We start from the raw sequence: 19324 nt of genomic DNA, 5'->3' as shown, positions 1-19324 counted from the left end.
CGAGCGCCGAGCGCCGAGCGCCGAGCGCCGAGCGCCGAGCGGCTCACGCGGTCAGCGGCTCGCGCGGTCGATCGAGCGGAGCATCCCGCGGACGGCGACGGCGTGGCCGCGGCTGCCGACGACCAGCGTCCGGTAGACGAAGCCCTGCGGCCCGGGGAAATCCGCGTAGGTGCGCGCCGCAACTTCCGTGCCGCCGGGCGCGTCGCTCAACGCGAACACGAGGCGGTACCGCGAGAAGCGGTGGCGGCCTTGCAGCACCAGGCGCTCGCCCGGCACCGCCGCCGACACCGCGAACCCGGCGTGCGGCTCGGTGCCCAGGAGCCGGAAGAGCAGGCCGTCACGGTCGCGCGCGAGAACGCCGCCGTACTCGTGCAGGGCCTCCCAGACGCGTCCGCGCGGGGCCGCGACCACCCGCCGGTGCTCGTCCACGAAAGCCGGCGCGCTCATCGCAGCGCCGCCGCGAGCGCGGGCGCCGAGCGGCGGCGGGCGTAGTGCACCGTGAGCACCGCCAGCAGCGGGCCCCACAGCGCGATCGGCGCGTAGGCGACCCAGAACACCGCCTCCTGCCAACCGTTGACGACCAGGCGGGTCGGCTCGCCGTCGATGCCCATGCCGAACGTGTACATGACCATCGCGTACGGGAACACCATGAGCGCGCTCGCGCCGAGCGCGGCCGGGACGACCGCCGCCGCGACCGGGACGCGGCGCCCGCCGAGCACGGGAATCCAGCGCGGCCACACCTCGCCCCACACCGTCACCAGCCCGACCGCGAGGAACGCGAGCCCTTCACTGACCACACTGAGCGCGATGATGTACCACCACGGGCCCGCCTCCAGGCCGCTCGCCTCCGCGAGCGCCGCCCGATCGACCTCCAGCAGCGGCACGTCGCCGATCATCGCCGCGATCCGCCACAGCGCCGACGGCAGCGCGGTCAGTGCGGTGGCGTACGCCGTCCACACCGCCCAGCGCGGCACGCCCGCGGCGGTGGCCCCGTGGAACCGTTCGGCCAACCCGGCCATCCGGACCTCCTCGATCACACCGGGGCGCCTGCCGTCCCGGACCCACCGAGCATCGCCCGGCGGCCGGAGGCGAACCTCCCCCTGGCGCCGCATCCGCCTCCCCCGCGCGGGGGAGCGCGTGAGTGCTTGGCGCGCAGGCGTATCGAGCGGAGCATAGGCGTCAGCGGTCTGGTCGATGCTCCTCGACTTTGAGGACCTCCCAGAAACCGAAGGGCTTGCCCGCGTCCTTCGCGTCCGGCAGGATCAGGCGCCACTTCGGCCCCGACTGCGAGCCCCGGTCGACGCGGAGGTAGCCGCCGACGGCCTCCGGGCCGAAGACCGACTCGGCGCGAATCGTGCTGTGCGAGCCGATGCGAACCGGCACCTTGCTCCGCGCCGCCTCGTCGGCGTGGACCCGCTCGGCCCACAGCTCCATCGCCCGGACCAGGCGCGCGGCGTGCGCGTCGCCGATCCGCGAATCGACGGTCATCGCCACCGCCTCCCAGTCGCTCTCGCCGCTGGAGACCATCAGACCCGAGGCGTACGCCTTCGCGACGAACCCGCTCGACCTCGCGTGCTCGAACAGGCGCCGCACCCGCGCCTCGTGCGAACGCGACGCCGTCAGCATCCGGACCACCCCGCCGACGACCAGCACCGGGAAGGCGAACGCGAGCGCGTTGCGAAACCACCCGTCGCCGAGGAAGAACGCCTCCACCACGCCCAGCTCGCCGATGCGGTGCCGGAAGTCGTTGAACAGCACGACCACGGCCGCGAGCACGAGGCCGAAGGCGACCGCCATGCCGCCGTTGAAACGCCGATCGTTCGCGATCACCGTCCGCTCGGTGAACCGCTCGAACGAGGAGACTACGTCGGGCACCGGCCCGCGGTCCAGCGGCGGCGCGCCCGCCGCCGCGTCCCACGCCGCGCTCGGATCGCCCGGCCAGGGGCGCCTGTCGTAACCCATCGGCCCATTGTGCGACCCGCCCGCACGTTCGCCTCAGCCAGCGTCCTCCGCGGCCGGGCGCGCGCCCGTGCGGGTCACCGCCAAGATGCTCACGTCGTCGTCCATGCGGGAGGCGAACCGGGTCGCGTCGTCCCACACGAACTCCACGAGGCGCCGCGGCGACTCCGGCACCACCAGGCCGTCGAGGTGGCGAGCGAGCGGGTAGTAGTTCCCGTCGACGTCCCGGGCCTCCACCAGGCCGTCCGAGTAGGCCAGGAGCGTGTCCTCGGGGCCGAACGCGACCGGCGTCGCCTCGCCGTGGCGCACCGGCGCCGCCAGGCGCAGCCCCAGCACCGGCACCGGCTTCAGGTCGATCTCCTCGACCTTCCCGCCGCGCAGCAGCAGCGGCGGCGGGTGCCCGCACGAGAGCAGCCGCACCTCGTCAGAATCGGGCGCGAACTCCGCCAGCAGCACCGAGGCGAACAGCTCCGGGACGTAGCCCTGCGCGGCGTCGCTGAGAATGCGCCGCTCCAGGCGCCAGGCGACCCCGCCGAGGTGCTCCTCGTCCAGGATCGCCTCGTGGAAGACCGCCAGCAGCATCGAGGCGGTGCCGACCGCGTCGAGGCCGTGGCCCTGCACGTCGCCGAGGATCATCCGCGTCCCGAACGGGCTGGAGCGCAGGTCGAACAGGTCGCCGCCGATGCGCGCGCCGCGCTGCGCCGAGTGGTAGACGCCCGCGCACGCGAGGTCGCCGACCCGCTCGGGCAGGTCCGGCAGGACCGCTTGCTGGGCGGCCTCGGAGACGCTGAGGACGGTCACCAGGCTTCGTTCGAAGCGCTGGCGGAACCAGGAGATGCCGATCGCGGTGGCGAAGACGATGGCGACGACGACGATGTCGTCGCCGTCGAAGCGGCGCGAGACCGGCAGGGGCGCGGCGACGATGCCGAGGCCGACCGCGGCGATGACGGCCGTCCAGAGGGGGCCGAGGACGAACGCTGAGAGGACGGGTACGACCGCCATCGCGATGCCCGCGTGGAGCGGGTCGGGGCGGAACAGCTGGAGGGAGGAGGCGGCGAGGAGGGCTCCCAGCGGGAGCAGCCGGACCCACAGCGGGATCGCCGTGCCCGGCCGCAGCACGCCCTCGCGAGGGACCCGCCCAGCCATGGCCCGAGTCTAGGCCGATGGACCTGCGTATTCGCCCGGTTCGGCCGGACGCTCAGGGGGTCTGGGCGTGGCGGGCGTCGTATTCGGCCTGGGCGGCGAGGATCTCCGGCATGGCGCCGTACAGGTCCACGACGAGGTCCCGCAGGCGGCCCTCGACCGCGGCGCCGGTCTCGGTGAGGCGGTACTCCACGCGGGAGGGGTAGCCGTCGGAGGCGAGGCGCGCGACGAGTCCGTCGCGTTCGAACTGGCGCAGGTTCTGGGCGAGGGCTTTCTCGTTGACGCCCTCGACCGCGCGCCGGATTTCGCTGAAGCGCATCGGGCCGTCGTGCAGGACCAGCAGAATGAGCGTGCCCCAGCGGCCCGTGACGTGGTCCAGGACCACGCGGGAGTCGCAGCCCCTCGCGGTCACCTGGAACGCGGGCGCGGTGTCGCCGGGACGAGTGCTCATGGCGTGATGTTACCTCCGCAACTGCGCTCTCGAAACGATTGTACTTTCATTATGAATGTGCTTTCATTTCGAAAGTAAGAAGTCCATCGTACCTCCGACCGAAGGAGCGAGCACATGATCGTCGTCACCGGGGCCACCGGCCAACTCGGGACACTCGTGGTGGAGGGCCTGATCAACCAGGTCCCCGTCGAACAGATCGCCGTCGTCGTCCGCGATCCGGCCAAGGCCGCGCGCTTCGGCGAGCTGGGCGTGGAGGTCCGCGTCGCCGACTACGACGCCCCCGAGACGCTCGCCGACGCCTTCCGCGCCGGCGAGAAGGTCCTGCTCGTCTCCGGCAGCGAGGTCGGGCGCCGCGTCCCGCAGCACAAGGCCGTCATCGACGCCGCGAAGAACGCGGGCGTCGCGCTCCTCGCCTACACCTCCATCCTCGGCGGGCCCGCCGCCGACTTCGAGCTGGCCCGCGAGCACCAGATCACCGAGCGGTACCTCATCGACTCGGGCCTGCCGTACACGCTGCTGCGCAACGGCTGGTACCACGAGAACTACACGCGCGACCTCGCCGGGGCCGTGGCCGCCGGGGCGTTCACCACCAGCACCGAGCCCGGCTCGCGCGTCGCCAGCGCCGCGCGCGCCGACTTCGCCGCCGCGGCCGTCGCGGTCCTCACCACCGAGGGCCACGAGAACCGCGAGTACGAGCTGAGCGGCGACGAGGCCTGGACCTTCGAGGAGTTCGCGGCCGAGACCGCCCGCGTGCGCGGCACGGACTTCCCCGTCAACCGCATCTCGGGGGAGGAGCTGCGGGGCATCCTCGTCGGGCAGGGCATCCCCGACCCGATCGCGGCGATCCTGGTGGGCGTGGACGAGGCGATCTCGCGCGGCCTGCTCGCCGAGCGCTCCGGCGACCTCGCGGCCCTCATCGGCCGCCCGACCACGCCGGTCGCCGAGGCGATCGCGCAGGGACTCAAGGCCTGAACGCGAACCGGCGCGGCCCGCGGGGAGTGTTTCCCGCGGGCCGCGCGGCCGTCAGCAGGCCGCGTTCGAAAAGGTCCTGGTCGAGGCCCTGCGAGGAGCGCTTCCCACGGGCCGAGCGGCTCTTAGCGGAAGAGCGCGGCGTGCTCCGCGGCCCACTGCGCGAAGGTCCGCGCGGGTGCGCCGGTGATCTGTTCGACCAGGTCGGAGGGTTCGGCGGTCCAGGCGGGCGGGTCGGCCCGCCAGTCGAGGACGTAGTCGATCGCCGCGTCCTCCATGCCCATCGCCCGCATCCGCTCCGCGCCCTCCTCTCGCGTGAGCTCGACGTACCGCAGGTCGCGGCCGGTCGCCTCGGCGATCGCGGCGACCTGGTCGGGGACGGCGAGCGCCTGCGGCCCGGTGAGCGGATAGGACCGTCCGGCATGGGCACTCGTGGTCAGGGCGGCGGCGCCGACCGCGGCGATGTCGGCCGGATGCGTCGGGGCGTGCGCGATGCGGCCGTAGGGCTCGCGGACCACGCCCTCGGACCGGATGTCGTCGGCCCAGGTGGCCGCGTTCGACATGAACTCGCCGGGCTGAAGGTGCGTCCACTCCAGACCGCTCGCCTCCACGGCCTCCTCGACCGGCCCGCGGAAGCCGTTCCACAGCACCGTCACCCGCCGGACCCCGGCCTTCGCGGCGGCGGCGAGCAGCTCGGGGGCGTTCGGGAGCGTCAGGTTGGTCGAACCCAGGGCCGACATGAGGTGCAGGCCCGTGGCCCCTTCTAGGGCGGCCTCGACGCTCGACGGGTCGGTGAGGTCGGCGGCCACCGTCTCGACCCCGGCCGGGAACCGCACCGCGTCCGGATCGCGCGCCAAGGCCCTGACCGGATGCCCTTCGGCCGCAAGGCGTTCGACCAGGTGTCGGCCCACATTGCCGGTGGCGCCGGTGATCAGGATCGTCATCGTTCCTCCTCGGCCGGGGCCGCGATCGCGGCCCGTCGGCTTCGTCAAGGCTAGGAACGGGAACGGACGGCGGCATCGGTCGCGCGTCGCAGGAGGCGCTCCGCCGCAGGTCCTAAGACCGCGTCCCGACCGCACCCCCGGCGCGGTCGGGACGCGGCGCCGTCACTCCCCGGAGGGCGCGGCGATCACGACGCCGCTGGGCAGCGGCGTGCCGAACTGCGGGAAGCCGCTGGAGTCGAACGTGATCGGCTGGACCCTAGTCTGTCGGGTCGAGCCGCAGCCCTGGCTGGAGGTCGTGTTCCCGTGGTACACCAGCCATTCCTCGGTGCCGTCGGGCGAGGTGAAGAACCCGTTGTGGCCGGGTCCGAAGACGCCCCCGCCCTGTTGGAGCACCGGCGTAGAGGTCTTCGTCCACGCCGAGGCCGAGAGCGGGTTCGAACCGGTGAGTTCGAGGATGCCCAGCTTGTAGTCGGGCGTGTTGCACGAGGAGGCCGAGAACGTCACGAAGGTCCGGCCGCCGTGCTGGAGCACGGCCGGGGCCTCGTTGGTGCGCCCGCCCTGCGTCTCCCAGCCGTAAGAGGGCCGCGAGATGGTGACGTGCGAGCCGGACACCGTCCAAGGGTTCGACATCGCGGCGATCCGCACCGACTGGTCGGCGCCGACCCACTCCGACCACAGCAGGTACAGCTGGCCGCCGACCTGGAGGTAGGAGCCGTCGATGTTCCACTGGTTCGGCAGCGGCGTCCCCATGAACTCGTACGGGCCCATCGGGGTCGAACTCGTCGAACGCAGGACGTGGAGCTTCTGGCCGTCGAAGTTCGTCTGCGAGTTCCCCGAGGTGTACATCAGGTACCAGGTGCCGTTGATGCGGTGGAACTCCGGCGCCCAGTGCGAGCAGCAGCGGCTGGTGTTGCCCGCGTCGTTCCACACCACGGTGTCCGAGGCGCTCTTGAGCCCTTCGAGGGTGGTCGAGCGGCGCATGATCACCGTGGAGTCCCATGTGGTGGTCGACATGTAGTAATAGCCGTCCCAGTACTCGATCCACGGATCGGCGCCGTTGGAGCGCAGCGGGTTCGACACCGTGTTCTCCGAAGTGGACGCGACCGGGTCGAGGCGCCAGCGCTGGGCGGTGAGCCCGTTGTAGGTGTACTGCGAGATGCGCGCGCCCGCAGAGGTGGACCACTCCCACAGGTCGAGCGCCTTGCCCGAGAAGCGGTTGACGAAGCTGTAGGTGCCGTCGGAGTGCGCGGTCGCCGACCACTGCTGGTTCGTGCCTCCGAGGTCGGTCCACTGGGCGATCGTCGCCCCGTCGGCGCTGTTCCACTCGAAGACCTCGAGCACCTGGTTGGAGTGCCGCGCCTGGATCTTGTAGTACCCGCTCCCGGCGTCCACGAAGCGGAACTGCTGGCAGGTGCACTGGTTGGGCGTGTACTGGTTGATCAGCGCGCCGGTGGCCGTCGAGGCGTTCTGCACGTCGAGCGCGAGGCCCGAGTGGGCGCTGGTGATGGTGAACCAGGTGCCGGTGGTGATGGCCGCCTGCGCGGGCTTGGGCGTGGAGACCGAGAGGCCGAAGGCGGCCAGCGCGGCGATGAGGGTGAAGACGACGAGGAGCCGGCCTCGTCTGCGTGTACTGCGGGGCAGGGTTGCGTTGAACATGTTGCGCTCCAGAAGGAGTGGTGGTGAGGGAGGGGCGAGGCGCACCGGTCGGGGTGCGCCTCGCGTTGCGACCCTCTCGGGTCGCGCTACGGCGGGGAGGCCGCGTGAGGGCGTCAGCTGCCGGTAAGGCCGAGCTTCCGTTCCTCAAATGCAGCTGCTCAACTGCCGTTGAGGCTCTGCTTCCAGTCCTCAACTGCCGTTGAGGCTCTGCTTCCAGTCCTCAACTGCCGTTGAGGAGCGGCCACCCCGCCGAGTTCCATTCGATCTGCTCGATGTCGAGCGTGAAGCCGCCGTTCGATCCGTACGCGTGGTACGCGATGAATCCCCTGTGGATTGATTGTCCGCCGGAGGCGACGTTGTTGCCGTAAGCGCCGAGGACCACCGTGCCGCCGCCGTTGCGCATGTCCACGCCGTTCGCGTCGACGAACGGGCCGGAGGGGGAGGTCGACCGGCCGACGGTGATCTTGTAGGTCGAGTCGGCGCCCGCGCAGCAGGTGCCGATCGAGGTGAAGAGGTAGTAGTACCCATTGCGGTAGGTCATCGAAGGGGCCTCGATGCCGCCGCCCTTGGTGGCCAGGCGGATCGGGGTCGCGCCCGCGGCGGGCTTGCCCGTGGACCAGTCGAGTTCGACGATGTGGATGCCCTCCCACCAGGAGCCGAAGGCCATCCAGTGGCGCCCGGACTCGTCCTCGATGATGTTCGGGTCGATCGCGTTGTAGGCGTTGCCCGCGTAGGACTGGAGCACCGCGCCCCGGTCGGTCCAGCCGTAGCCGGGGGCCGAGGGGTCGAGGGTCGGGCTGGTGGCGAGGCCGATGGCCGAGCGCTGCGACCCGAAGGTGGAGGCGGCGTAATAGAGGTAGTAGAGGCCCTGGTCGGCGTCGTAGAAGACCTCCGGCGCCCACAGGTTCGAGACGCCGCTGATCTGCTGGGTGATCCACGCGGGCTTGCTGTTCCAGATGGTGCCGAGGCTCTGCCAGGTGCGGCCGCCGTCGGTGGAGCGGCGGATCGCCGGGGTGCCGCCGCCGTTGCGGGCGTCGCCCGTGGCGAAGACGTACCACGGTTCGCCCGCGCATCCGACCCACACGGCGGGGTCGTGCGCCCCGAGGTTGCCGGTGAGGCTCCCGGGCGCGCTGGGGGGCGAGTCGCAGTCCTCCTGCGCCGGTTCGCCGGTGGTCGGCGGGTCGGTCGGCGTGGTCCCGGCCGGGTCGAGGCGCCACTGCTGGTTCGCCGCGCCGGTCGGGTCGTACTGGGAGATGCGCGTGCCCGGCGCCGTGGAGTGCTCCCAGAGGTCGAGGTTCTTGCCCGAGAAGCGGTTCGTGAAGATGTAGTGGCCGTCGGTCTCGGTGGCCCGCCACTGCTGGTTGGTGCCGCCGAGGTCGGTCCATTGCGCGATCGTGGCCCCGTTGGACGCGTTCCACTCGTACACGTCGAGCACCAGGTTGGAGTGCCTGACCTGGATGCGGTAGTAGCCGTTGCCGGCGTCGATGAACCGGAACTGCTGGGAGGCGGCGCCGGTGGCGGTCTGCTGCACCAGCTGCGCGCCGGTCGCGGTGCTGGCGCCCTCGACGTCGAGGACGAGGCCCGACAGGCGCGAGGTGACGGTGTACCAGGTGCCGGTGCTGATGGCGGCCTGGGCGTTCGCGGTGACGAGCATGAAGGTCGCGGCGGTGGTCAGCGCCGCGACCAGCACGGCGACGGCGGCGCGGAGCCTGCGTCGGCGCGCGGTTCGGTCGGGCGGGGGGACGGTCTTCGCGGTTCGCATGGTGTTGCTCCTGTGTCCCCGCGAGGCGGGGCGTCGAACGGACGCCGAATGGTGCCGGGCCATCGGCGATTGACATATGCGCGAATATCGATGGATATGCGCGCTCGTAGACTAACCGAGTTTTACCGATAACACAATCATTCCAACGGCAAAACTGACAACGTTGTACACGCCCGACCTCCCGCGTCGCCGCCCCGTCCCCCGCCGCGGCCGTGGCGAACTCGTAGCCGACCCGTGAACCGGCCCTCCCACACTGTCCGCCACGGCGCCGACCGGCCCAGGTCGCCGCTACTTGGGGGAGAGGAGGACGCATGAGCGACCGCAAGCACGCCGAGCCCGAGGCGATCGAGGAAATCGCCGAAGCGGTGCGAAGAGCCGGGGACGTCACGGCCGATGCCGCCGCCTACGCCCAGGAGGCCGACCCGGACCTTTACATGTGGGGCGCCGTCGGACTCCCGCTCGCCTACGGCTACTTCGAGGCCGTTGAGCACGTCCACGGCATCCTCGAACGCCTGCCCGGGGCACTCGCCGGACTCGCTACCCGGATCGACCAGGCCGCCAAGGCGATCGCCGCGAGCGACGAGGATTCCGCCAACGAATTCAACACCCTCGAAGACGAGACTGGCGAAGGGAACTGACCATGGGAGACGGCACCTACTTCGACGACGCGCCGCAGCAGTCCGACTTCGGCACCAACGCCGACGGCACGATACTCAACGACCCCGCCGCGGCCGTCACGAAGGCCTTGGAGAACTTTCCCGGCTACAAGCAGACCATCGCCGGCATCAGCTACATCGAGGACACCGGACCGCTCATCGGGAAGCTCTTCGACGGCGAGGCGACCTTCGACGACCTGTTCACCATCGTCGACACCTCGCTGACCTTGGCGGTCAACATCATCGAGACGATCGAACTCGGCATGGCCGCAGGCGAACTCGCCACCGGCGACCCCTTCGGCGTCCTCGGCACGGCCGTCTCCACGATGACCTCGATCGGGCTCACCTTCCTCCTCGAATCGCTGCAACCGGTGCAGGACCTCTTCGGCATGATCACCGGCAACCCCGGCCGCATCCGCGTCTCCCGCGACATGTGGGAGGCGCTGGCGACCGGCCTCGTGCCGATCGGGGTCCAGCTCGTGGACGGGTCGAACAAGCTCGGTGCCGTCTGGAGCGACACCGGCGCCGACGCGGCCCGTCTGCGCATGCTCGAAGGCAACGACGTCATCCAGGTCGCCGCCGCCCTCTCCTCCGGCGTCTCCGGCTCACTCGAATTCTGCGCGAGCACCTTCGAGAAGGTCCAGGGCTACCTCGTCAACCGGGCCTCCGACATCGCCGGAGCCCTCGTCTCGTACATCCCCTGGTTCTGGGAGGGGCCCAAGGGCTGGGTCCAGATCATCCTCGACTTCCTCCCCATGATCGCCCGGATCATCATCGAACTCGTCCAGATCGCGCTGCACCTCGCCAGGGCCCTCGGCGCGATCCTCGGCCTGATCCAGGGCGCGCAGGTCGCCGCCCAACTGATGAACCCCTATATCGACCGCATGTCGACCATCGCCTGACCGCTCGGGGACACCGCCGGTGGCATCGGCGTGGTTTCATGGGGGCTCGCCTGCCCGAGGTCGTGGTGTTCGTGGAATTTCGCATGCTCGGTCCTCTCGAAGTGAGAGGGGACGACGGTCCGCTGCCCCTTCGGGGACGCCACCACCCCAAGCTCCTCGCGATGCTCCTGGACGAGGCCGACCGGGTCGTGCCCGTCGACCGCATCACCGCCGCGCTGTGGGACGAGGACCCGCCCGAGTCGGCCCGCCAGCAGATCCACAACGTCGTCGCCGGACTGCGCGCCCAACTCGGTCCTGCCGGCTCCCGCCTGCGCACCGTCGGCGACGGCTACCGCATGGAACTCGCCACCGGTGAACTCGACGCCCTGCGCTGCAAGGCGAACGAGGCCGAAGCCAGGGCGCTCCTGGACGCCGGGGACCGCGAGGCGGCCGCCGAAGCGCTGCGCGCCGCACTCGCCGAATGGCGCGGCCCCGTCCTCGCAGGCCTCAAAGGACGGACCGTCGAATCGGTCGCACTCCGCTGGGAGGAGCACCGGCTCGCCCTGGTGGAGAAGCGCATCGACCTCGACCTGGACACCCGCGCCCACGACGACCTCGTCCCCGAACTGCGCCAGCTCACCGCCGCCCAACCCCTCCGCCAGCGCTTCACCGAGCAGCTCATGCTCGCCCTCCATCGGTCCGGGCGCACCCCCGACGCCCTCCGCACCTACGCCGACCTGCGCGACCGCCTCGCCGAAGAACTCGGCGCCGACCCCGGCCAGTCCCTGCGGGACCTCCACACCGCGATCCTCCGAGGGGACCCCGGTCTCGACGCGCCCGCGCCGATCGTCAACGCCCCCTTCGTCACCCCCGCGCTCCTGCCCTCCGACGTCGCGGCGTTCACGGGCCGCGGCGACGACCTCCGCGCCCTCGACGCCATGCTCGACGACGCGGCCCCCGACGTACGCCTCGCCACCGTCACCGGCACCGGCGGCGTCGGGAAGACCACCATCGCCGTGCACTGGGCGCACGCCGCCGCCGACCGCTTTCCCGACGGGCAGCTGTTCATCGACCTGCGCGGCTTCGACCCCCATCACGCGCCGCTGCGCCCCGACGAGGCCGCCCGCGCCTTCCTCGACGCCCTCGGCACCCCCAACGAGCGCATCCCGATCGCCCCCGAAGCCCAGATCGGGCTCTACCGCAGCCTCCTCGCCGACCGGCGGATGCTCGTGGTCCTCGACAACGCCGCCGACGCCGCCCAGGTGCGGCCGCTCCTGCCCGGCGGCCGCGGCAACTGCACCGTCGTCACCAGTCGCAACCCCCTCTACGGGCTCGTCGCCTCCCAGGGCGCCCGGCCGCGCGTCATCCGCGAGTTGCCCTTCGACGACGCGCACGCGTTCCTCGAACGGCGCCTCGGCAAGGACCGCGTCGCCGCCGAACCCGAAGCGGCCGAACGCATCATCGACCGGTGCGCCCGGCTCCCGCTGGCGCTCGCGATCGCCGCCGCCCGCGCCGCCTCACACCCCGACTTCGGGCTGGCCGCCCTCGCGGGCGAACTGGACGAGGCGGGCGGGCGCCTCGACGCCCTCGCCGGGGACGACCCCGCCACCGACGTCAGGACCGTCCTCGGCTGCTCCTACCGGGGTCTGAGCGCCCCCGCCGCCCGGCTCTTCCGGCTCCTGGGCCTGCACCCGGGCCCCGACGTGACCGCGCCCGCCGCCGCGAGCCTCGCCGCCGCGCCCGTGCGCGAGGTCCGCCGCTCCCTCGCCGAACTCGCGGGCGAGCACCTGCTCACCGAGCACGAACCCGGCCGGTACACCTTCCACGACCTCCTGCGCGCCTACGCCGCCGAACTCGTGGAGGACGAACCCGACCGCGACGACGCCTCGCGCCGCATGTTCGACCACTACGCGCACACGACCGCGCTCGCGTCCAAGCTCATCAAACCCGAGAACGCGCCGATCGGCGTCGAACCGGCCGCGCCCGGCGTCGTCCCCGAAGACCTCGCCGACGCCGAAGCGGCCACCGCGTGGGCCGAGGCCGAACGCCGGACCCTCATGGGCGCGGTCGACCTCGCCGCCGCCACCGGCAGCGACGCCGCCGCGTGGACGATCGCCTGGTGCTTCTGCCAGTACGTGTTCAACCGCGGGCACTGGCACGACGGCCTGGTCGTCCAGAGCGTCGCATTGCGTGCGGCCGTGCGAAGCGGCGACGTCATCGGCCAGATCTACTCGCACCGCTTCCTCGGCATCGCCCACAACGCGCTCTCCGAGCACACCGAGGCCAACCGGCACCTGCGCAAGGCGATCGCCAAATGCGACACCACCGAGCACCGGCGCGAACTCGCCCAGACGCACCGCACCTTCGGCCAGGTATTGGGCCGCCAGCGCGACTACGTCGGCGCCCTCTGGCACGGGCGCCGGGCCCTCGCCATCAGCATGGAGCTGGGCGTCGACCGGTTCCAGGCGCAGGCGCTCAACGCCGTGGGCTGGTTCCACGCGCAGCTGGGGGACTACGACGCGGCCCTGGAGCACTGCGAGCGGTCCCTGGCACTCCAGGTGGAGTTCGAATCCGTTGTGGGCCAGGCGATCACGTGGGACAGCATCGGGTACGTGCACCACCGGCAGGGACGGCTCCACCAGGCCGTGGACTGCTACCGGCGCTCGCTGGAGTGCTGCGAGATGTCGGGGAACCGGCACATCGAGGCCGAGACCCTGGAGCACCTCGGGGACGTCCACCTCGACCTCGGCGACCTGCCTTCGGCGCGGGCGGCCTGGCAGCAGTCGCTGGCGCTCGTGGACGCGCTCGGGTCGGTGGTGCGGGCGAAGGCGATCCGCGAGAAGCTCGCCGCCTAAGCGTCTGGGCGCGTAGCGCATCGCGACCGCGCCGGAGTCGTACTCCTGACGCTCCACAACGGTCAGATCGAGGTGTTCGGACAGTCCCGCGAACGGGGTCGGGCCGCGGCCGGTGATCCGGGGGTGGACCACGAACTCGTACTCGTCGATCAGGCCCAGCTCGGCCAGGGCGAGCGGCAGCGTCACACCGCCGAGGAGCAGCCCGCCGGGGTGCGCCTCCTTGATCCGGAGCACCTCGTCGCGGAGGTTCCCGTGCAGGAGTTCGGCGTTCCAGTCGACCTGTTCGAGGGTGCTCGACACGACGTACTTCTTCTTGGCGTCGATGGTGCGGGCGAAGGGCACCATCCACGGCTCCATCCACTCCGGAGGGTCGCCGGCTGGCGAGAACCGCCACGCCTCCTCCATCATCTGGTAGATGACGCGGCCGAACAGGAGAGCCTCGACCCGGTCGAAGCTCTCGGCGGCGCGGCGGTGCATCTCCTCGTCGGCGGGCATGGCGAGGTGGTCGCAGCAGCCGTCCACGGTGATGTTGATCGAATACCGGAGCGGTCCCATCGCGCCACCATACCGGCGGTGGCCGACAGGGGGCGCCGGTTCGGGTCAGCTCTGGACGCTGATGAGGACGACCACGAGGAACACGACGAGGAGGACCGCCAGCACCGCCAGCGCCACGCGCATCGCGGGGGACATGCCGGGCTGCGGCGGGGGCGTCACGTACTGCTGCGGGACCGGCTGCGGCGCAACGGGTCCGCCTTGACGCGGCGGGTAACCAGGCGGGGGCCCGGGGGGCCGGTTCGGGGGTCGTTGGGAGTTCAGTTGGTAGGCCAATGCGGCGGCTCCCTTTCGCTCGGGCGGCCCCGGGGTCGAGGCCGGACCGAGTGTGGTCGAGACCGGTACGAATCGGCTACGAGTGCGACATGAGCGGCAGACGTGCAGTTCGGGAGGCCGCCTCCGCGAATCAGTACGTCTTCGGGTCGCGGCCGGGCCCCGCCTCGATCCGGCGGGACTTCCCATGCACCCGTTCGTCCCAGACCTCAACGCCCGGCGCGAACCGGGCCGCGGCCGCCGCGATCGCCTCGGCGCCGCGCGGCGAGAGCCGGACGCTGCGGGCCCTGAGCATGGCGCCGAGCCGCACCGGGGAGCCGTCGCGGCGCACTTCGCGGCTCTCGCGTTCGCGCCTGCTCGGTTCGCGCCGGCTGACCGTGTACCAGTCCGAGGTTTTCAGCACGCCGACCTGCGACTGCCAGACCGGGAGGCACCACAGCCACTTCGACTGCTTGCGCCACAGGACGATCCGCTGAACCTGCTCCCACGGCGCCTCGACCCGCACCTCCTCCTTGCGCAGGTACAGGCCGCCGATCGCCTCGCCGTACAGCCGGATGCCGCCAGGCCCGACGACCGCCGCGGCCGGGGACCTGAGCAGGTGGAAGAGCTTCGCGCCCGACCAGGCCAACAGCGGCACGAGGTACACCAGGACCCCGGCCCACGCGGGCGCCTCCGTGTCGAGGCCGCGCGAGTCGCGGTAGTACACCGGGTCGCTCCCGGCGCTCACCAGCATCCACGGCGTGGCCGCCACGGCCACGGCGGTCACCGCGAACAGCACCACGTCCCGCACGCGCGCCCGCTCGGCCACCGCCACCTCATGCTCAGCTGACATGCCCCTCCTCGATCGGCTCCGGGCCCCTGCCCCGGCCTGCTTCCCAACCCTGCACGCTACGCCGCCCCGAGAATCCCCGCCGAGCGCTGTTGCGAAGGTCGAAAGCAGAAGGGCGGCGGCGGAGCGACACGCCTCCAGCAGCGGACGTGCGTCGGCTCCGCTCGGTGTTGGTGCAGGGGAGCAATGCGGGACTGCGCCATGTGCTCGGTCGGTGAACCGGTTTGCGGGCCTGCGGTTCAGAACCGCAGCGTGGCCTTGGCGATCCGGCCCGGCCGGTCGTCGGCGCGGGCCGCCAGGGTGCCGTCCGGCGCCCAGACGGCCGAGGCGCCCGCGGTCTCGGGGTAGTCGCTCCCCGGGCCGGCGAAGCAGCTCTGCACCACCCACATCCGGTACCCGGTCGCGAGGTGCGGCATCCGCTTGTCCCGCCGCGCCAGGCCCGCCGGAGTGAACAGCGAACCGGCGACGTAGGCGTCGATGCCGCCCGTGTCGGAGCGCAGCGCGGCCTCGGCGGTGGACGCCGGGTGCTCGAACATCATGGAGTCGCGGCAGATCGCCAGGCCCAGGCGCCAGCCGTCGAGCGCCATGACCACCGGCGAGGACGCGGCCGCGAATCGGCGCGACTCCTCCTCGTCGGGGTGCATCTTGCGATAGACCACCGACGGACCCGAGGCGTCGAAGCGGACCATCGCGATGTGCTCGACGCCGCCTGAAGCGACCGGTGCACCTGCCAGTGCCACCGAGCCGGTCGCCGTGCACGCCTCCGTGATCGGTGCCAGCGCCGGATCGTCAAGGGACACAGCAGGCGCAGCGAGAGTGTACGAGGTGAGCGAGAGCTCGGGGAAGACCACGAGACGCGCCCCGGCCTCGCGGATCGCCACGGCATGGGCGGCGGCGTTGCCCGCCACATCGCCGGGCCGCAGCAGCGGCTGCGCGGCGGCGACGGTCAGGGGCGCGGGGAAGTCGCTCATGCCCCGATCGTATCCGCGCCGAGCGGGCGCCCCGCGCGCTCGGGAACCGAGCGGCGTCGAAGTGGGCGCCCCGACCGGCGGCGGACGCCCCGCGCGCTGAAAGCTGCGGTCTTCCTTGTATCCCTTCGACCCGTGAACGCGAGCGCCCCGCGCTCGGGAGTCGAACGAGCACCGGTCCCCGAGCCGATACCCCGCGCTCGGGAGCCGAGGCACCCGCCGAGAGGTGCCGCGCCGTCCTGCCCGCGGCCCGTCTCGCTCGCCTGCTCGCCCGCTCGCCGACCTGCGGGGCGGCACATGCGGCCCTCTAGACTTGCCGCACCTCGCTGATTGGATCCCATGTCGCTCTTCTGGTTCATCATCCGCTTCCTGGCGGTCACGGTCGGCTTCGCCGCGCTCCACTACTACCTGTGGTGGCGCCTGTTCCGCGACACCACCGAGCGCGGCTCACTCTGGCGGCCGGTCGGCGCCGTAGTTCTCGGCGTCCTCGCCGGCTTCGGGCTCCTCGCCAGGTTCTTCACGCCCTCGGACGCGCCGCTGGCGTTCCAGTCGGCCGTGGGATGGCCCGGGCTGATCTGGTTCGGGCTGTTCCTGTACCTCTTCGGGCTCCTCATCGTCGGCGAGGCCGTGCGATGGCTCCTCGTCCGCCGCTCCCGCCGGGGCCTGAGCGAAGGCGAGGCCGCCGTTGACCGCGCCGACGGGTTCTATGTCCACCTCCGTGAACTGGCGGCCCGACTCCGGTTGCTGCCCAGACTCAAAGCTCCACCGGTCGAACCCGAACCGGTGCCCGAGACCGTCCACACCAGACGCCGACTGATGTCCAGGGCGATCGGCGTCGGCGCCGCGGCCACCGCCGTCGCGACCGTCGGACACGGTCTGTACGAGGGCTACCGGACGCCGCCGCTCAAACCCGTCACCGTCTCGCTCGCCAAGCTCGACCGGCGCTTCGACGGCTACCGGATCGCCGTCGTCGGCGACACCCACTTCTCGGCCATCCGCGGGCGCGGCTACTGCGAACGCGTCGTGGACCAGATCAACCGCGCCGACGCCGACCTCATCGCGTTCGTCGGCGACCTCGCCAGCAACGAGGCCGACCAGGTGCGCGACGCCACCGACCCGCTCGCCCGCCTGCGGGCCCGCGACGGCGCGTACTTCGTCGCCGGGAACGCCGAGCACTACGTCGGCGCCGACGAATGGTACGACCGCGTGGCCGAACTCGGCATGATCGGCCTGCCGAACACCCGCGTCGAACTCGCCGCCTTCGACCTCGCCGGGATCAACGACCTCATCGTCGAAGAACGCGGTTTCTCCGGCGAGACCGGGCCCGACTTCGAAGCGGCCCTCGGCGACCGGGACCCCGACCGGCCGGTCGTGTTCCTCGCCCACCAGCCCAACGCGATCGAACGCGCCGTCGACTACGGCGTCGACCTCCAGCTCTCCGGGCACACCCACGGCGGCCAGATGTGGCCCGTGCACTACGCCTCCCTCATCCGCAGCGGACAGCTCACCGGCCTCGAACGCCACGGCGACGCCCAGGTCTACGTCACCAACGGCGCCGGCACCAACGGCCCCCCGATCCGCGTCGGCGCGGACGCCGACATCACCGTGCTCACCCTGCGCTCGCCGCACTGACCGGCCTGGACGCCCGCCCCTACCATCGGGGTATGGACGATCGGCTCGCACAGCGGCTCGGCGCGCCGCGACGCCACTGGGACGACGCGACCCGACCGCCGCCAATGGAATCGCGTTCCGCCCCGATCCCCGCGGACTTCGCCGACTTCGCCGCCCGCGTCAAGATCCGCGACCCGCGCTGGCAGGGCCCGGCGCTCCTGGCAGGGATGGCGGTGTTCTGCGTTGTCTACGGCGCCTTCCCGAACACCGGCGGCCTCCTCGACCTCTCCGACCAGGCCCGCCGGGTCGCCCTGTGGGCAGGCGCCGCGGTCTTCGTCGCGGCGGCCGTCGCGGTCCTCGCCTGGGACCTGCGCACCCGGACCGAAGCGGTCTACCGCGCCTTCACGCGGTTCTGCGAGGACGGGAGCGTCGCCAGGGCCTTCCTGACCTCGCTCGACGTCGGCCACGAGGACTTCCGGCCCGCCTGGGTCCTCATCGACGCCGACCTGCCCGCCGACCGGGCCGCGCGCCTCCACGCCGCGTTCGGCGCCTGGCTGGACGCGATCCGGGCCGAGCCCGAGACCGGCAGGGCCGTGGCGCGATGGCTCCGCTCCGAGCCCGGACCGGTCCCCAGCGAGCGCCTGTTCGGACCTGACGCCGCCGGAGGCCTCCTCACCGGGCCGCTCGCGCGCAGCCGCTGGCAGGTCGTCATCCCCGCGCCCGGCCCCCGGAACCGGATCTTCCCCCTCCACGACGGCGACATTTCGGGCGAACCGGTGCCGACCCTCGGCTCCGGCTGAACGGCCCGGACTGTCGGACCCCGCGGTTAGGGTCGCGCCATGGACGTCATCCTCATCCCGGGCCTCTGGCTCGACGCCTCCTCGTGGGGCGACATCACGCCGGCGCTGGAGAAGGCCGGACACCGGCCGCACCCGCTCACCTTGCCGGGCATGGAGTCTCCGGACGCCGACCGCAGCGGCGTCGGCCTGCGCGACCACATCGACGCGGTGGTCGCCGCCGTCGACGCCATCGCCGGACCGGTGGTCCTCGTCGGCCACTCCGGTGGCGGCGCGATCGCGCACGCCGTCGCCGACACCCGGCCCGACCGGATCGCGCGCGTGGTCTACGTCGACGCCGCCCCGCTGGGCACCGGCGGCGTCATCAACGACGAACTCCCGGTGGTCGACGGCGAGATCCCGCTCCCGGACTGGAACGTCTTCGAAGACGAAGACCTGGTCGACCTCGACGACGACCTGCGCGCGGCCTTCCGCGCCAGGGCGATCCCGAGCCCCAAGGGCGTCGCCTACGACGCGATCGCCCTCGGCGACGAGCGGCGCTTCGACGTGCCCATCACCGTGATCTGCTGCGAGTTCGCCAGCGCCATGGTCCTCGCCTGGATCGAGCAGGGCGCGCCGTTCGCCCGCGAACTCGCGACCGTGAAGGAGGTCCAGTACATCGACCTCCCGACCGGCCACTGGCCCCAGTTCACCAAGCCCGCCGAACTCGCGGACGCGATCCTCTCGGCGGTCGGCAGGGCGTGAGCAAACGGTGATGCCGCCTCCCGGCCGGTCACGGCGCTCGATCGCCGCTTGACCTCAAGGCCGCTGGGCGCGTTTGACACGTTCGGGTGACAACCGGGCCTTTGGGCCCGGTTGTTGTCGTACCCGCGCGCGAACCTGGGGGCTACGGTTCCCCTCTGGGTGGGTGGGGGCTAGGTGTATTGCCCTGTGAGGTTGTGGATGCGGTCTGCGGGGGTGTGGCCTGCGAGTGCGGTGGGGGCTTGATCCCTTGGTGTTGACACCCTGATGCTCCGGA

At 71.9% G+C, this 19324-nt stretch carries 18 protein-coding genes and 1 pseudogene; 7 read left to right on the top strand and 12 right to left on the bottom strand.

From position 1 onward, the window contains the following. Positions 1-51: 51 nt before the first annotated feature. The 5 genes from E9998_RS22365 to E9998_RS22345 form a co-directional block, all read right to left on the bottom strand. Positions 52-447, bottom strand: coding sequence for a hypothetical protein (locus tag E9998_RS22365; RefSeq protein ID WP_136531919.1), 396 nt, complete (start codon positions 445-447; stop codon positions 52-54). Then, positions 444-1019, bottom strand: a complete 576-nt coding sequence (locus E9998_RS22360) for a hypothetical protein (protein WP_136531918.1) — start codon at positions 1017-1019, stop codon at positions 444-446. The genes E9998_RS22365 and E9998_RS22360 overlap by 4 nt, the downstream gene beginning before the upstream one ends. Positions 1020-1179: 160 nt before the next feature. Next, positions 1180-1962 carry a hypothetical protein gene (locus E9998_RS22355; RefSeq protein WP_136531917.1) on the bottom strand — a complete coding sequence of 261 codons (783 nt, stop codon included), beginning with the start codon at positions 1960-1962 and terminating at the stop codon, positions 1180-1182. 33 nt (positions 1963-1995) lie between these two features. Further along, a complete protein-coding gene (locus tag E9998_RS22350; protein ID WP_136531916.1) occupies positions 1996-3105 on the bottom strand; it encodes a PP2C family protein-serine/threonine phosphatase in 1110 nt (369 codons plus the stop codon). 52 nt (positions 3106-3157) lie between these two features. Further along, positions 3158-3553, bottom strand: coding sequence for a winged helix-turn-helix transcriptional regulator (locus tag E9998_RS22345; RefSeq protein WP_136531915.1), 396 nt, complete (start codon positions 3551-3553; stop codon positions 3158-3160). Between the two features lie 114 nt (positions 3554-3667). On the opposite strand from E9998_RS22345, the gene E9998_RS22340 reads away from it, so the two are divergent. After that, entirely contained in the window at positions 3668-4525 is an 858-nt protein-coding gene (locus tag E9998_RS22340; RefSeq protein WP_136531914.1) for an SDR family oxidoreductase, read from the top strand. A 122-nt stretch (positions 4526-4647) separates the two neighbouring features. Here E9998_RS22340 and E9998_RS22335 read toward each other — a convergent pair whose 3' ends face one another. From E9998_RS22335 to E9998_RS22325, 3 genes are all read right to left on the bottom strand, one after another. After that, positions 4648-5466 (bottom strand): NAD(P)H-binding protein, encoded by an 819-nt coding sequence (locus tag E9998_RS22335; RefSeq protein WP_136531913.1) that lies wholly within the window; start codon positions 5464-5466, stop codon positions 4648-4650. Positions 5467-5628: 162 nt separating this feature from the next. Beyond that, positions 5629-7122: a family 43 glycosylhydrolase gene (locus tag E9998_RS22330; RefSeq protein WP_136531912.1), complete on the bottom strand. Its 1494-nt coding sequence runs from the start codon at positions 7120-7122 to the stop codon at positions 5629-5631. 220 nt (positions 7123-7342) lie between these two features. Continuing rightward, positions 7343-8884 carry an RICIN domain-containing protein gene (locus tag E9998_RS22325; protein ID WP_158299943.1) on the bottom strand — a complete coding sequence of 514 codons (1542 nt, stop codon included), beginning with the start codon at positions 8882-8884 and terminating at the stop codon, positions 7343-7345. A 311-nt stretch (positions 8885-9195) separates the two neighbouring features. Between E9998_RS22325 and E9998_RS22320 the strand changes: the two genes are divergently transcribed. The 3 genes from E9998_RS22320 to E9998_RS22310 all read left to right on the top strand — a co-directional run bounded on the left by E9998_RS22320 (position 9196) and on the right by E9998_RS22310 (position 13276). Continuing rightward, positions 9196-9522 carry a type VII secretion target gene (locus E9998_RS22320; protein WP_136531910.1) on the top strand — a complete coding sequence of 109 codons (327 nt, stop codon included), beginning with the start codon at positions 9196-9198 and terminating at the stop codon, positions 9520-9522. A 2-nt stretch (positions 9523-9524) separates the two neighbouring features. Further along, entirely contained in the window at positions 9525-10442 is a 918-nt protein-coding gene (locus tag E9998_RS22315) for a hypothetical protein (protein WP_136531909.1), read from the top strand. Between the two features lie 83 nt (positions 10443-10525). Beyond that, the gene (locus E9998_RS22310) at positions 10526-13276 is read left to right on the top strand and encodes an AfsR/SARP family transcriptional regulator (protein ID WP_158299942.1); all 2751 of its coding nucleotides are present in this window, start codon (positions 10526-10528) and stop codon (positions 13274-13276) included. On the opposite strand, the pseudogene E9998_RS27190 reads toward E9998_RS22310, so the two are convergent. From E9998_RS27190 to E9998_RS22290, 4 genes and pseudogenes are all read right to left on the bottom strand, one after another. After that, positions 13277-13831, bottom strand: a pseudogene (locus tag E9998_RS27190) (dihydrofolate reductase family protein); the annotation flags it as partial. It abuts the gene before it with no gap. 45 nt (positions 13832-13876) lie between these two features. After that, positions 13877-14104: a hypothetical protein gene (locus tag E9998_RS22300; RefSeq protein ID WP_136531907.1), complete on the bottom strand. Its 228-nt coding sequence runs from the start codon at positions 14102-14104 to the stop codon at positions 13877-13879. A 130-nt stretch (positions 14105-14234) separates the two neighbouring features. Beyond that, positions 14235-14933 (bottom strand): hypothetical protein, encoded by a 699-nt coding sequence (locus E9998_RS22295; protein ID WP_136531906.1) that lies wholly within the window; start codon positions 14931-14933, stop codon positions 14235-14237. Positions 14934-15169: 236 nt separating this feature from the next. After that, complete coding sequence (locus tag E9998_RS22290) at positions 15170-15901, bottom strand: carbon-nitrogen hydrolase family protein (protein ID WP_136531905.1); 732 nt, start codon at positions 15899-15901, stop codon at positions 15170-15172. 336 nt (positions 15902-16237) lie between these two features. Between E9998_RS22290 and E9998_RS22285 the strand changes: the two genes are divergently transcribed. The 3 genes from E9998_RS22285 to E9998_RS22275 are packed head-to-tail and all read left to right on the top strand — an operon-like array spanning position 16238 to position 19050. Next, the gene (locus E9998_RS22285; RefSeq protein WP_136531904.1) at positions 16238-17530 is read left to right on the top strand and encodes a metallophosphoesterase; all 1293 of its coding nucleotides are present in this window, start codon (positions 16238-16240) and stop codon (positions 17528-17530) included. 32 nt (positions 17531-17562) lie between these two features. Continuing rightward, a complete protein-coding gene (locus E9998_RS22280) occupies positions 17563-18309 on the top strand; it encodes a hypothetical protein (protein ID WP_136531903.1) in 747 nt (248 codons plus the stop codon). Positions 18310-18348: 39 nt separating this feature from the next. After that, positions 18349-19050, top strand: coding sequence for an alpha/beta fold hydrolase (locus E9998_RS22275; protein ID WP_136531902.1), 702 nt, complete (start codon positions 18349-18351; stop codon positions 19048-19050). Positions 19051-19324 lie beyond the last annotated feature (274 nt).

The organism is Glycomyces paridis, from assembly GCF_004912155.1.
Lineage (GTDB): Bacteria > Actinomycetota > Actinomycetes > Mycobacteriales > Micromonosporaceae > Glycomyces > Glycomyces paridis.
This window is presented reverse-complemented; position numbering and strand designations above follow the sequence as displayed.

Excerpts from the sequence above, each read along its gene's own strand:
- E9998_RS22310 (WP_158299942.1), top strand. The coding sequence starts at position 10,526 with ATGCTCGGTCCTCTCGAAGTGAGAGGGGACGACGGTCCGCTGCCCCTT.
- E9998_RS22320 (WP_136531910.1), top strand. The coding sequence starts at position 9,196 with ATGAGCGACCGCAAGCACGCCGAGCCCGAGGCGATCGAGGAAATCGCC.
- E9998_RS22285 (WP_136531904.1), top strand. The coding sequence starts at position 16,238 with ATGTCGCTCTTCTGGTTCATCATCCGCTTCCTGGCGGTCACGGTCGGC.
- E9998_RS22280 (WP_136531903.1), top strand. The coding sequence starts at position 17,563 with ATGGACGATCGGCTCGCACAGCGGCTCGGCGCGCCGCGACGCCACTGG.
- E9998_RS22360 (WP_136531918.1), bottom strand. The coding sequence starts at position 1,019 with ATGGCCGGGTTGGCCGAACGGTTCCACGGGGCCACCGCCGCGGGCGTG.
- E9998_RS22340 (WP_136531914.1), top strand. The coding sequence starts at position 3,668 with ATGATCGTCGTCACCGGGGCCACCGGCCAACTCGGGACACTCGTGGTG.
- E9998_RS22275 (WP_136531902.1), top strand. The coding sequence starts at position 18,349 with ATGGACGTCATCCTCATCCCGGGCCTCTGGCTCGACGCCTCCTCGTGG.
- E9998_RS22345 (WP_136531915.1), bottom strand. The coding sequence starts at position 3,553 with ATGAGCACTCGTCCCGGCGACACCGCGCCCGCGTTCCAGGTGACCGCG.
- E9998_RS22335 (WP_136531913.1), bottom strand. The coding sequence starts at position 5,466 with ATGACGATCCTGATCACCGGCGCCACCGGCAATGTGGGCCGACACCTG.
- E9998_RS22325 (WP_158299943.1), bottom strand. The coding sequence starts at position 8,884 with ATGCGAACCGCGAAGACCGTCCCCCCGCCCGACCGAACCGCGCGCCGA.
- E9998_RS22365 (WP_136531919.1), bottom strand. The coding sequence starts at position 447 with ATGAGCGCGCCGGCTTTCGTGGACGAGCACCGGCGGGTGGTCGCGGCC.
- E9998_RS22290 (WP_136531905.1), bottom strand. The coding sequence starts at position 15,901 with ATGAGCGACTTCCCCGCGCCCCTGACCGTCGCCGCCGCGCAGCCGCTG.
- E9998_RS22350 (WP_136531916.1), bottom strand. The coding sequence starts at position 3,105 with ATGGCTGGGCGGGTCCCTCGCGAGGGCGTGCTGCGGCCGGGCACGGCG.
- E9998_RS22355 (WP_136531917.1), bottom strand. The coding sequence starts at position 1,962 with ATGGGTTACGACAGGCGCCCCTGGCCGGGCGATCCGAGCGCGGCGTGG.
- E9998_RS22315 (WP_136531909.1), top strand. The coding sequence starts at position 9,525 with ATGGGAGACGGCACCTACTTCGACGACGCGCCGCAGCAGTCCGACTTC.
- E9998_RS22295 (WP_136531906.1), bottom strand. The coding sequence starts at position 14,933 with ATGTCAGCTGAGCATGAGGTGGCGGTGGCCGAGCGGGCGCGCGTGCGG.
- E9998_RS22330 (WP_136531912.1), bottom strand. The coding sequence starts at position 7,122 with ATGTTCAACGCAACCCTGCCCCGCAGTACACGCAGACGAGGCCGGCTC.